At 36.1% G+C, this 12,575-nt stretch carries 15 protein-coding genes; all 15 read right to left on the bottom strand.

Going from position 1 to position 12,575, the window contains the following annotated elements; translation table 11 throughout:
- Positions 1 to 77: 77 nt before the first annotated feature.
- Positions 78 to 458: a TIGR02530 family flagellar biosynthesis protein gene (locus tag MHB48_RS06455; RefSeq protein ID WP_342600689.1), complete on the bottom strand. Its 381-nt coding sequence runs from the start codon at positions 456 to 458 to the stop codon at positions 78 to 80.
- 19 nt (positions 459 to 477) lie between these two features.
- Entirely contained in the window at positions 478 to 1,197 is a 720-nt protein-coding gene (gene flgD / locus MHB48_RS06450; protein ID WP_342600688.1) for a flagellar hook assembly protein FlgD, read from the bottom strand.
- A 3-nt stretch (positions 1,198 to 1,200) separates the two neighbouring features.
- Complete coding sequence (locus MHB48_RS06445; protein WP_342600687.1) at positions 1,201 to 2,406, bottom strand: flagellar hook-length control protein FliK; 1,206 nt, start codon at positions 2,404 to 2,406, stop codon at positions 1,201 to 1,203.
- Positions 2,407 to 2,434: 28 nt separating this feature from the next.
- On the bottom strand, positions 2,435 to 3,034 hold the full coding sequence (locus MHB48_RS06440; protein WP_342600686.1) for a hypothetical protein: 600 nt from the start codon (positions 3,032 to 3,034) through the stop codon (positions 2,435 to 2,437).
- An 8-nt stretch (positions 3,035 to 3,042) separates the two neighbouring features.
- The gene (gene fliJ / locus MHB48_RS06435; protein ID WP_342600685.1) at positions 3,043 to 3,492 is read right to left on the bottom strand and encodes a flagellar export protein FliJ; all 450 of its coding nucleotides are present in this window, start codon (positions 3,490 to 3,492) and stop codon (positions 3,043 to 3,045) included.
- A 2-nt stretch (positions 3,493 to 3,494) separates the two neighbouring features.
- Positions 3,495 to 4,817, bottom strand: a complete 1,323-nt coding sequence (fliI, locus tag MHB48_RS06430) for a flagellar protein export ATPase FliI (RefSeq protein ID WP_342601313.1) — start codon at positions 4,815 to 4,817, stop codon at positions 3,495 to 3,497.
- A gap of 5 nt (positions 4,818 to 4,822) precedes the next feature.
- Positions 4,823 to 5,602: a FliH/SctL family protein gene (locus MHB48_RS06425; protein WP_342600684.1), complete on the bottom strand. Its 780-nt coding sequence runs from the start codon at positions 5,600 to 5,602 to the stop codon at positions 4,823 to 4,825.
- Positions 5,586 to 6,599: a flagellar motor switch protein FliG gene (gene fliG, locus MHB48_RS06420; protein WP_340919121.1), complete on the bottom strand. Its 1,014-nt coding sequence runs from the start codon at positions 6,597 to 6,599 to the stop codon at positions 5,586 to 5,588. The genes MHB48_RS06425 and fliG overlap by 17 nt, the downstream gene beginning before the upstream one ends.
- A 17-nt stretch (positions 6,600 to 6,616) precedes the next feature.
- Positions 6,617 to 8,206, bottom strand: coding sequence for a flagellar basal-body MS-ring/collar protein FliF (fliF, locus tag MHB48_RS06415; protein ID WP_342600683.1), 1,590 nt, complete (start codon positions 8,204 to 8,206; stop codon positions 6,617 to 6,619).
- Between the two features lie 57 nt (positions 8,207 to 8,263).
- Complete coding sequence (fliE, locus tag MHB48_RS06410; protein ID WP_342600682.1) at positions 8,264 to 8,575, bottom strand: flagellar hook-basal body complex protein FliE; 312 nt, start codon at positions 8,573 to 8,575, stop codon at positions 8,264 to 8,266.
- Positions 8,576 to 8,595: 20 nt separating this feature from the next.
- Positions 8,596 to 9,057 (bottom strand): flagellar basal body rod protein FlgC, encoded by a 462-nt coding sequence (gene flgC, locus MHB48_RS06405; RefSeq protein ID WP_342600681.1) that lies wholly within the window; start codon positions 9,055 to 9,057, stop codon positions 8,596 to 8,598.
- A gap of 2 nt (positions 9,058 to 9,059) precedes the next feature.
- Entirely contained in the window at positions 9,060 to 9,449 is a 390-nt protein-coding gene (gene flgB / locus MHB48_RS06400; RefSeq protein WP_342600680.1) for a flagellar basal body rod protein FlgB, read from the bottom strand.
- 303 nt (positions 9,450 to 9,752) lie between these two features.
- Positions 9,753 to 10,532, bottom strand: coding sequence for a GTP-sensing pleiotropic transcriptional regulator CodY (codY, locus tag MHB48_RS06395; RefSeq protein WP_342600679.1), 780 nt, complete (start codon positions 10,530 to 10,532; stop codon positions 9,753 to 9,755).
- 83 nt (positions 10,533 to 10,615) lie between these two features.
- On the bottom strand, positions 10,616 to 12,013 hold the full coding sequence (hslU, locus tag MHB48_RS06390) for an ATP-dependent protease ATPase subunit HslU (RefSeq protein WP_342600678.1): 1,398 nt from the start codon (positions 12,011 to 12,013) through the stop codon (positions 10,616 to 10,618).
- Positions 12,010 to 12,558: an ATP-dependent protease subunit HslV gene (hslV, locus tag MHB48_RS06385; RefSeq protein WP_342600677.1), complete on the bottom strand. Its 549-nt coding sequence runs from the start codon at positions 12,556 to 12,558 to the stop codon at positions 12,010 to 12,012. The genes hslU and hslV overlap by 4 nt, the downstream gene beginning before the upstream one ends.
- Positions 12,559 to 12,575 lie beyond the last annotated feature (17 nt).

Below are 12,575 nucleotides of genomic sequence, written 5' to 3'. Positions count from 1 at the left end.
TTCTCCCTTCAATTTGCGTGCAAGCGTCTATCAGTCAGCTGCACATAGCATCCTTTTCAGGTCCTGCTATTTATTAGTTAGTTCAGCACGATAGTGCCGTCAATATTAGTGAATAATTGATTTTTTGCTTCCCTGCGATCCATTGCAGTAATCACTGTTGCATTTTTTGCACTAACGATTAATGCTGCTTGATCCATCAATACTAATGAGTCATTCACACCTTTAGAGCGCGCTTCCATTACTTTATCACTCACTAACTGCCATTCTGCATCTGATATGTGAATATCTCTTTCGATCAAACGTTGATTAGCATGCTTACTTACTTTCAAATCCGTTTTTACAGTAGCTTCCTGCAAATGCTGTAAAAATGATTGTCTTGATGTTGAAACATGTTTTGATGTGAGTGGTTGACGGATTGTTGGTTGCAGCGGGACGCGATTTAGTTGAATTTTGTCCATTGCCACACTCCGTTCGAAATTAACTAATTGATATCATTTGATCTGCTGTTATAGATGTGCCATCACTCAAGTTGAACACAATAACTCCATCTTTCTTTGAGACGGACTCGACTTTTGCAGTTACTGCTGTATCAGTTCCTGTATCAGTCCCTGTATCACTTCCATCCCCCTCTTCAGGATCAGGTTCCGTTACTGGTTTGGATGGAATGTAAGTAACTGTTTTACCAATCATCATGCTCGCTTCAACTAGACTATTTGAATCTGTACTATCTCCTGAGATTACTTCTGAAATATTACCAGGAGTAATTTTTTTGCCGTCTGCTAAAGTGAATTCCACCCCACCATCGATAAATTTTACAGAAACAATTGTACCTGTACCTTCATTAATGATAGGTTTTTCGTTTTCATCTAATTCTCCTGTTACTTCATGCCACTTCACTTGCTTACCAACAAATTGATTGTACTGAATCAGCTGAGTTTGTTGTTGACCAAGAGCGAATTGTTCAAATGCTTTTGTCATATTTGTCATTTGTTCTAATGATGAAAACTGTGCCATTTGAGCAATGAACTCATTATCCTTCATTGGATTTGTAGGGTCTTGATTTTGAAGCTGAGTCATTAATATTTTCAAAAAATCATCTTTACCAAGCGTACTGTTCCCTGTTTTACGTTCAGCTGTTTTTTTATTATTTAAGTACATACCTGATGTTATTGGTTTCATTTCGGTCTTTTCAGCCATTCATTAAACCTCCATTTCCTTTAAAAAATCTTGGAAAGTAGACTGTTCATCTGATTCGTCATTACTCTCTTGTTGATTTTCCTGCTGTTGTTGTTGTTGCTTTAAAGAATCTTGGAAAGACTGGTTTCTATCTTGTCTAGATGGATCTTGTAACGCTTGTGTAATTTCTAGCTTATCCACTTGAATGTTTTGACTTGCCAAACCTTGTCTTAACTGATTAGAGTGTGAATCTAGTAATTCTTTTCCTAAAGCAGTTGACGCTAGCATTTTAGTAGAAATCATACCGTCTTTTTGAATCAATTCAATTCGAATTGTTCCTAGCTGTTCAGGATAAAGCTTGATGACTAGTCTATTAGCTCCTCCTGCTTGTCCAAATTGAACACGATTCATGACTTTTTGTAATTCTTTCATGAATTCTTCAGATTGAGCAGGTTTCTCAGCAGGTAACGTAATAGACACAGTTTCCACTTTTGATTGTACAAGTGTTGTTGTTTGTCCTTGTATGTTGGAGGTTAATTCTTTCGTTTCAACTACTGTATTATTTGCAATTGGGTTAGAAACTTGAGTTATCACATGTTTAACTGATAGTTGCTGGGTAATCGGCTTTAGTGTTTGCATTACAACAGGACTTTGCCCTTCTTTTGCTAGATTCTCTTTTAAATTATCCATTAATTGTTTTAGATCAAATAATGTAGAATCTTGCTTTAGTGTTAAATCCGATTTGTTTCCAATAAGTTGCGCAATTTTAAGTAATTCAACCGCTTGTTTTGCTTCTACTGGGGTAGCTGTTCCTTGGCCATTCAGGGAAAGTACGATTGCATCTGAAAGCTTACTTGCTTGTTCATTTATGCCTGCTAGTAAGTCCCATACATTCGATTCCATTAGTTCAGCTGTTGGATCTGTTTCTTCTCCAAGAAGTTTGCTAAGTAGCTCTTTTAATTCTTTCGGATTAACCGTCAATTCTTTAGAGCCTAATAAACTCTCTACTTCTTCTAATGAATTAGCGTCTAGAATAGATAATAAATCTTGCACTAGATTCTGTAGTGATTCGTCTAAACCTGAGGTAGCCGGTTGTTGTACTTGCTGATTTGATAATATTTGACCAAATACATTTCCAAACGCTTGCGAGTTTCCACTAATCGATGCCTGCTGGGCTTTTGGCTGCACTGCAATATTATTTCCCATATTAACTACTGCTGCGATATTCACTATTTCACCTCCTTTCAAATACCTTGGATTATTGGTTAGTCATTAATTCTGTATACTTAGCCGCATCTTCAGGAGTCATTTTTTCATATATCTTAGCAACTGTATCTGGCTTCAAACTTGTCAATATACGTAGTGCTTCTGCATCGCTCATATTTGTAATGACGGGAGCTGCTGTTTTTGCTGACATTTTCTCAAAAGTAGAAACAATTTCTGCATAATCTCTTTTCGAACTTTCTCGTTGATTTTGTAATGCTTCTATTTCATCTAGTAATCGTTGTTGTTCCACTAAAAGTGCTTCATTAGATTGCGAAGAATTGTCAATTTCTGTTTGGAGTTTGTCTATTTGCGACTCTTTTTGTTGAATATCAGCTTGCAGTGATACTACTTTCTCTTCTAAACGATTCGTTTTCGCCTCTTCTGTTAATACTTGCTCCTGTCCTTGATTTGTAAGCTCTTTTGCTTTTTCAAAAACATTTATCTTTGCTATTAATGCATAAATTAATAGGAGAGCTAAAGCAAATAAAAAAGGAATGATAAACCAATAAAATAACATTTTCATTTTACTAATACTATTTGACTCATTATTTACTGCTTGCATGCTTTTAGTTGATTTGTTCCGTTTAGCCATGCTATTACTCACCTAATCTCTTTGTTTTGAAACTTTAAGGATGATATTTCATCTAGTTGTATTGTTTCAAGTCTTTGTTGTTCTTGCTGAAAAAGTATATAGTCTTTTTCTTTTATCTTTTCAAACTTACGAACTTCTAGCGTTCTTTCTAACAGTTTTTCTTCAAACCATTTCATTTTAGAACGAGCTTGCATTACTTCTTTTTGTAACGTATCAATTCTTTTTTGCAACCCAACTATATAGTTGGAGTAATGATGGATATGATTAATGGATAAACCATTAGTTAATTGGTTATTTTGTGCATCCATTGTTTCTTCTTTCTTCTTAAGAAGATCATATAATTCAGTAGCTACTTTTTCAAAAACCATAACACTTTCTTTGTAGGCTAGCTCTGTCTCTGACTTTTCTTGTTCTCGAACTGTCAAAACTTTATCAAATTTATAATGATAAGACACCATAGTTAGACACCACCATTAGATAAAGCAACTAATTCGCTCACACTTGAGTCTAGCGATACTTTGTCCAAATAACCTTGTTTCAAAAAGGAGGTAATTAAAGGCTCATATTGTATCGCTTCATCAATTTCTCTTGAAGTACCACGTTTATACGCTCCAATATTAATCAGATCCTCCGATTTATTGTAAGTAAAATACAATTCACGTAAACGTTCTGCAGCTTTCACATGATTTTCATCGGATATATGATTCATTAAACGACTAATGCTTTTAAGCACGTTAATGGCTGGGTATTGTCCTTTATTTGCTAACGATCGATCTAAAACGATATGCCCATCTAGGATACCTCGAACGGTATCGGCAATTGGTTCATTCATATCGTCCCCATCTACTAATACTGTATAAAATGCAGTAATGGTACCTTGTTCGTTCGTACCAGTGCGTTCGAGTAATTTTGGTAATATCGAGAATACAGAAGGCGTATATCCTCTTGTAGCAGGTGGTTCACCTACCGCAAGACCTATTTCTCTTTGTGCCATTGCAACACGGGTAACAGAATCCATCATAAGCATGACATTAAGACCTTTGTCTCGAAAATATTCAGCAATTGCAGTAGCAGTAAATGCACCTTTAATACGCATTAATGCTGGCTGATCGGATGTTGCTGCAATTACAATGGATTTCTCTAAACCTTCTTTTCCTAAATCTCTCTCGATAAATTCACGTACTTCTCTTCCTCGCTCTCCAATGAGGGCAATAACATTTAAATCCGCATTCGTATTTCTAGCAATCATGCCTAGCAATGTACTTTTGCCGACCCCAGACCCCGCAAAAATACCAACTCTCTGCCCTTTTCCAACTGTTAGCATGCCATCAATAGCTTTTACACCAACTTCTATCCGTTCATGGATAGGTGGTCTTGTAAGCGGATTGGGAGGATCTTGTTCTGTACCTACTGTCTTTAATCCTTTTGATAATACGGTTCCATCAATCGGATTCCCCATAGAATCGAGCACTTTCCCTATTAACTCAGGACCTACTTTTACTTCCAGCGGACTATTCGTACCTTCAACTAAACAACCAGTAGAAATTTCACGGATATTTGTGTAGGGCATTAAAACAACTATTTCTTCTTTGAAACCAACTACTTCAGCTAGAATGACCGAATGTCCATTTTTTGCAGAGTTAATATGTATTTTACATACATCTCCTATGGAACTTTCAGGTCCTTGAGATTCAATCATTAATCCAACAACGCGATTCACACGACCATATTTTTTAAATGTAGGCACATTCGAGATTTGTTGAATTAAATCTTTTGCTTTCATCATTTTCACTCCATACTGTCTAGAATATCAACTAGCTTTCGTCGTAACTCTTGTAGTTGTTCATCAATACTCACGACAATTCTTCCGTGATTTGTTTCGATATAACCATCTGTTTCTTTCATTTCTTCATCAACAAAAATCATAAATGGTACATCTATCGGAAAGATGGAAGCAAGCTCTTCACGATTACTTGATACAAGCGTAAAGTATGTAGCAGAAACATAGAGTTTAATTTCTTTCATTTCTCTTGCTTCCTTAAGTCCCCTTTTTACAATAGATAGAAATAGTTCATCGTTTTCTTCTAGCTTTGCACCTAAAATTCGCTCCGCACTGCGAATGGCAAGTTCCAATATGACATGCTCTTGATGCTGTAAATATTGAGCAGCATTTTCATGAGCTACCGTCATTGTTTCATTTGCCGTAAATAAAGATTGCTGCATGTCAGCAAGTGCTTTCATTCTTCCTTCTTCTATCCCTTGTACGAAACCTTCATCATAAGCCGCTTGCTGAAATGCTAACTTTTGCTCATCCCATGCAATCCTTTCACTTTCGATAAATTGCTTCGTTTCTTCCATTTCAATTGCTAATGCTTGTTTTTTGTTTAATATGTCCTGGTTAACTTCTTGAACCATTTTTTCTCTTTCTTTAGAAATAATTTCCAGGGAAAGAGGTTGATCTACATCTACATTTTCTTGTTTATGAAGGTTTATAATTTGAATAGGTTTTGCTTTTTCAATCCCCTCATTCATTTGTACGTTTCGGAAAATTCTAGACAATAATGTCATCTCCTCCACCACGGGCAATAATTATTTCACCAGCATCTTCAAGTCTTCTAATAACGGAAACGATACGAGTTTGCGCCTCTTCTACATCACGTAAACGAACAGGGCCCATGATTTCCATCTCTTCCTTAAATGTTTCTGCCATACGTGTGGACATATTTCGGAAAATAATATCTTTCACTTCTTCACTAGATACTTTCATGGAAAGAATTAAATCTTCATTTTCACAGTCACGTATAACTCGTTGAATGGAGCGATTATCAAGCGTAACAATATCCTCAAATACAAACATTCTTTTCTTAATTTCTTCTGCCAGTTCTGGATCTTGAATTTCTAAAGCATCCAAAATCGTTTTCTCTGTTGTACGGTCTACTCCATTTAACACTTCGACTACCGCATCGATTCCACCCGTTTCTGTGTAATCTTGGGTAACCGTAGATGATAGCTTACGTTCTAATACGGATTCGATTTCACTAATTACTTCTGGTGATGTAGAATCCATTGTTGCAATACGCTTTGCAATATCTGCTTGTACCTCTTGAGGCAAGGAGGAAAGAATAATCCCTGCCTGTTGAGCTTCTAAGTAAGATAATATAAGTGCAATTGTTTGTGGATGCTCATTTTGAATAAAGTTAAATAATTGTGTTGGCTCTGCCCGTCTAGCAAAGTCAAAAGGTCTAACCTGAAGTGAAGATGTTAAGCGATTAATAATGGCTTGCGCATGATCTGTCCCTAATGCTTTTTCAAGGACTGTTCTCGCATACCCTATTCCACCTTGAGAAATATAATCCTGCGCTAGTGCAATATTATGAAACTCCTCGATAATATCCTCTTTTATTTCAGGCTCTACTTTTTTCACACTAGAAATTTCTAATGTTAAACGCTCGATTTCTTCTTCATTTAAATGTTTATAAATGGAAGCTGACACTTCAGGTCCGAGAGAAATCAATAAGAGCGCGGCTTTTTGTTTACCAGTTAGTTCTTTTTCTTTCTTATTCATAGCCAGCCGTCCCTCCATTAATCCTCAGCTATCCAAGTACGTAACAATTTAGCGAAATCTTCTGGCTTGTCTTTAGCCATTTTTTCTAGTTGTTTTCGTCTTAAGCTAGCTTCTGTTTCTTTTTCATCATTAATATCATCGATTTTGAGTTCTTCTCTTTGTTCTTCGAGAATGACTAACTCTTCTTCCTCATTTCTTCTAGAACGTACGATGAAAACAAGGAGAAGTATAATTGCTGCTAGTAAAATTCCACCTACTACATACACCCACCACGGAATAGCAGCAGTTGTTTCTGCAACAAATGTAGATTTGCCGTTAAACGGTTGGACAGATACAACGATTTTTTCTTGTAATTGTTGTTCCGTTAATTCGCCTGCTTCGCCTTTATCGATGGAAGTTCGAATAATAGTTGATAGGATTTGTTCAATATCCTCCTCTACTCCGTCAGGCATTGAAGTAATATCCTCTGGATTTGGAGGTTCTACCATAACTTGAATCCCAATATCTCTAATCTTATATGGACTTTCGACAATTTCTTTGCGAATTCGATTTACTTCATTATTAATTGTATCTTCCATTCTTTCATAGTCACCATTTGCAGTAGAACCTTCTACATAGTTAGTAAAATTATCTGTCGCATCTTCTGCTTGTGGTGTACCTCCCGCAATTGGGTTATTTCCTGTGAAAGTTTCAGAAATACGTTGTGCACTAATTTGTATACCAGCCATATTTTCTACATCTACTGGTTCAACTAAATTTTCTTCTCGATTTTCTTGTTTAAAGTCGATATCTGTCGTAACAGAAACAACCACTTTATCTTGACCCATTAACGTACTCAACATTGTTTGTACTTGTCTTTGCAGATCACGTTCAATAGTCTTTTTCACGGTCATTTGATCCGTAACATTTGATCCACCAGCACCTGAGTTAGCTTGTTTTAAATCAAAATACTCAGAGTATTGGTTCGTAATAACAATATTATCTGTAGATAAATTTGGAATTGATTTAGAAACTAAATTATATAAGGACAAAATTTGCGTTTCGGTAAATTGATATCCAGGTTCTGTATTCAATACAATGGAAGCACTTGCTGATTCATTGCTTTGTGATAAGAAGACGCCTTCTTGTGGTAATGTAATCATTACTTTGGCATCTTTTACCCCTTCCACACTTTTAATCAAATTAGCTACTTCTGTTTGCATAGTAGCGAGCTTCAAAACGTTAAATTCATTATCTGTCATACCAAATCCAGCATTTTGCGAGAAAAAGCTATAGTCAATCATTCCAGATTGCGGAAAACCTTCTGCTGCTAATTGCACTAACAACGAATCTACCTGGTCTGCAGGAACTAAAATAGATGTTCCTCCAGGAGCGATTTCATTTGGAACTCCTTGCGCATCCAAATTTTCTTTAATACGCCCTATTTCAGAAGGCGATACTTCTGAATACAGTGGAACAAATTCTGTTCTTGTCATAAAGGTCGTAAGAACAGCTGCTATTACAATAACTGCTGCAACACTCCCAATCAATGTCCCTTTTTGCATTTTCGTACGACTCTTCCAAAATACTGTTATATCACTTGTGATTTTTTTTATTCGATCATTCATTATTATCCTCCGGCTATGGTGAATATTTTTGCTCGATAAGTAGCGATAACCGAGGGTTTAAACTGGCATACGCATGATTTCTTGATAAGCTTCAATCACTTTGTTACGAATTTCTAATGTCGCATTTAATGTAATACTTGCTTTTTGTGAAGCAATCATTACGTCATGTAATTCAATATCTTCTCCACGTATTAATTTCTCTGTTGCAACATCGGAAGCTTTCTGGCTTTCATTGACGGAGTCAATTGCGCTTTTCAAAAAATCACCAAAACTTTCTTGGGCTTCAGCTGAACTCATTTTAGGAGCAGGAGTTGAAGAAACGGGATTTATTTGAGAAGGATTAAATAAAGATATCGATTCTATTGCCATGAAAAGTTAGACCTTCTTTCTTATTTTCCAATTTCTAATGCTTTTGACAGCATTGCTTTATTCGCATTAAAAACTGTTACATTTGCTTCATACGAGCGCGTTGCTGATATTAGGTTGACCATCTCTCTTAGCGGATCCACATTCGGCATTTCTACATACCCATCCTCATTTGCGTCTATATGAGTTGGATCATAGACCAGTTTGAAAGGAGTTTCTGTATCCTCTTTTACTTTAGTTACTTTTACACCATTTCCTACATTGCCTTTACCGCCCGAACCCCTTGCCACATTTAGGAAATTAGAAAATTTTCCTTCTAACGGTTGTAACGTAACCGTTTTCCTTCTGTAAGGTTGCCACTCTCCGTCGACAAGTTTCGCTCGAGTTGTGTCAACATTCGCCATATTAGAGGATATAACATCCATACGTAGTCGTTGTGTTGTTAATGCAGAAGCAGTAGTGTTCATTCCGTGGAATATCGACATAATTAGCTTCCTCCTCTAATAACTGTTTGTAGCGTGTTTAACTTTCCACTCACTCGATCGACTAGCGCATTATAGTAGAGCTGGTTCGTCGCTAGATTTGCTTGTTCTTTATCCATATCCACGCCATTCCCATTGGAACTATACCGAAAATTTGAATTATAAACACCTGAATTGCTAGCGTGCACTTCAAAATCAAAATGCTTTTCTTCTGTTCGGTATGCAGATACAGCTGTTTTTTTTGCTTCTGTTAAATACTCATTAAAACTAACGCTTCTTGCTTTGTAGTTTGGCGTGTCGATATTTGCTATATTTTGCGCAATTGCTTTTTGCTTTGTAGCAGAAAAATCCAATCCTTGTTCTAAACTGGTAATTGTTCCTCCAAAAATACTCAACTATTACACCTCTTTAAATTTCACATGGTATATTTGTGATAATTATCTGCGAAAACCATAATAATCTAATTGTAATGAAAATGTAACATAGTGTCCATTCACTTTTTTCTAATTTAATAGTACTTTTTTCCTTTTTTTTCGATAAAAAATGATTTTTTGTGTATTTTGCAATTAATTTGTAATTTTCTGTCGATTGAATCCGTTCAAATAAACTTCAATTTTAGTTTGGAAAAAGCACCTTATAAAATTTCTCCAAATAAAAAACCTCTTCCACAATAATGTAGAAGAGGTTCTTATTTGGTATTATTTCATTTTAAGTTGAGCAAGTTCTGCAAGGAACTTATCATTAAGAACTTTGATATAAGTTCCTTTCATTCCAAGAGATCTAGATTCAATTACACCAGCGCTCTCAAGTTTACGAAGTGCATTTACGATAACTGAACGAGTGATACCTACACGGTCAGCGATTTTAGATGCAACAAGTAACCCTTCATTTCCATCTAATTCTTCAAAGATATGCTCAATTGCTTCCAATTCACTATATGATAATGAGTTAATAGCCATTTGAACAACCGCTTTACTTCTAGCTTCTTCTTCGATTTCTTCTGATTTCTCACGTAAGATTTCCATACCTACAACAGTTGCACCATATTCCCCAAGGATTAAATCGTCATCGTGAAACTCTTGTTTTAAACGTCCTAGAATTAATGTTCCTAAACGCTCTCCACCACCAATGATAGGTACGATCGTTGTTAAACCATCTTTAAATAAATCGCGGTTTTCAACAGGGAATACTGAATGTTGACTAAACACGTCTAGGTTAGAAGAAGTTTCATTTACACTGAATAGGTTTTTAGTATAATCTTCTGGAAATTGGCGCTGTTCCATCATTTTAATCATGCGATCATTTTCGATTTGTTGATGTACTTCATGCCCAAGTAATTTCCCTTTTCTACTTACGATGAAAGCATTACATTCAATCACGTCGCTTAATGTAGCTGCCATTTCTTTAAAGTTAACTGGTTTTCCAGCCGATGCTTGTAACATCGAGTTAATTTTTCTTGTTTTGTCTAATAAATTCATGAATGAATCCTCCATTTAATTACCTATTTATTTTTAATATTCTAAAGGTTTTTATTATTTTTAGATATAGCTGACACCTTATATTACAGGATAAATTGCGATAAATCACGGTTTTTCACAATATTGTCAAGTTTTTGGGCAATATAGGAAGGAGTTATGTGAATATGTGCTGGTGATATATCCGATGCCTCATAAGAAAGGTCTTCTAATACCTTCTCCAAAATTGTATGAAGTCTTCTTGCTCCTATATTATCCGTTTCCTGATTTACTTGATATGCGATGTCACCAATTCGTTCTATGGCCTCATCTGTAAACTTTATTGTCACTTCTTCCGTTTGAAGTAATGCTTCATATTGTTTTATCAAGGAATGATGAGGTTCTTTCAAAATGCGAACAAAGTCGTCTTTCGTTAGCTTCTCTAATTCTACACGGATTGGAAAACGTCCTTGTAACTCAGGAATTAAATCAGATGGTTTCGACATATGAAAGGCTCCAGCTGCAATAAATAAAATATAATCCGTTTTGACAGCTCCGTATTTTGTATTAATCGTAGATCCTTCGACGATCGGTAAAATATCTCGTTGAACCCCTTCTCTAGAAACATCTACGGAAGAGCTACCTCCACCTTTACTCGCAATTTTATCCATTTCATCAATAAATATAATCCCAGTCTGCTCCGTTTTTTCAATAGCTATTTGAGATAATTCGTCATTATCTATTAATTTGCTCGCTTCTTCGTGAATTAATACTTTACGTGCATCTTTTACTTTCATTTTTCTTTTTTTCTTTTTCTTAGGCATTAAATTAGAAAGTGCATCTTGCATGTTCATCCCCATGCTTTCCATTCCTCCGCCTTGCAATGCGTCGAAAATGGAGGGTGCTTGTTCTGTTACTTCCACTGTTACAATTTCATTTTCTAGCTTGCCATCTCTTAAATCTTCGGCAATTTGAGAGCGTTTTAAACGTACTTCTGTATCATCTGTATCCGTACTATCATCTTCCGTCTTTCCACCACCAAATAGTGCTTCAAACGGGTTTTGATTTGCATTCTTTTTCTTTAGAGAAGGAACTAATAATTTTACAATAGCATCATTTGCTAATCGAATAGCTTGATCTTTTACTTCTTCCATTTTTTCTTCTCTAACGATTCGGATAGCAGCTTCCACTAAATCCCTTACCATTGATTCCACATCTCTACCGACGTAACCTACTTCTGTAAATTTAGTTGCTTCCACTTTTACAAAAGGAGCTTTTGTAAGCTTTGCAATTCTCCTAGCAATCTCCGTTTTCCCTACTCCGGTTGGACCGATCATTAAAATGTTTTTAGGGATTACTTCATTTTTCATCTCTTCATCGAGTAATTGTCTTCTATAACGATTCCGAAGTGCTACTGCTACCGCCTTTTTGGCAGCTTCTTGCCCGACAATATATCTATTTAGATGCTCTGTAATTTGTTTTGGGGTTAAGTTATTTTCTTTCATTCACCTAAAACCTCCACAATAATTTGATGATTCGTGAATACACAAATGTCTGCAGCTGTCGTTAAAGAAGCAACTGCAATTTCTTTAGCAGTCATTTTATCTCCAGCATACTGTTTCAACGCTCTTCCAGCAGCTAGCGCATAGTTACCACCAGAACCAATTGCAAGAATCCCGTCATCCGGCTCAATTACTTCTCCCGTTCCTGAAACGAGTAAAAGGTTACTTTTATCCATTACTAAAAGCATCGCCTCTAGTTGGCGTAACATTTTATCTCCACGCCATTGTTTAGCAAGTTCTACTGCAGCTCGTTGGAGGTTTCCATTATACTCTAATAGCTTTCCTTCGAACATTTCAAATAATGTGAACGCATCAGCTACAGAACCGGCAAAACCAGCAATTACCTGACCATTAAATAATCTTCTCACTTTTTTCGCCGTATGCTTCATTACGACTTGATTCCCTAAAGTTACTTGACCATCTCCTGCCATAGCATAGCTTCCTTTATGACTAACAGCAAATATCGTCGTTGCATGTATTCCAGCCAATTTTCATTACCTCCAAT

Source organism: Psychrobacillus sp. FSL H8-0483 (assembly GCF_038637725.1).
In the GTDB taxonomy this organism is placed as follows: domain Bacteria; phylum Bacillota; class Bacilli; order Bacillales_A; family Planococcaceae; genus Psychrobacillus.
The sequence above is the reverse complement of the archived record's forward strand: the minus strand, read 5'-3'. Positions and strand labels throughout refer to the sequence as shown.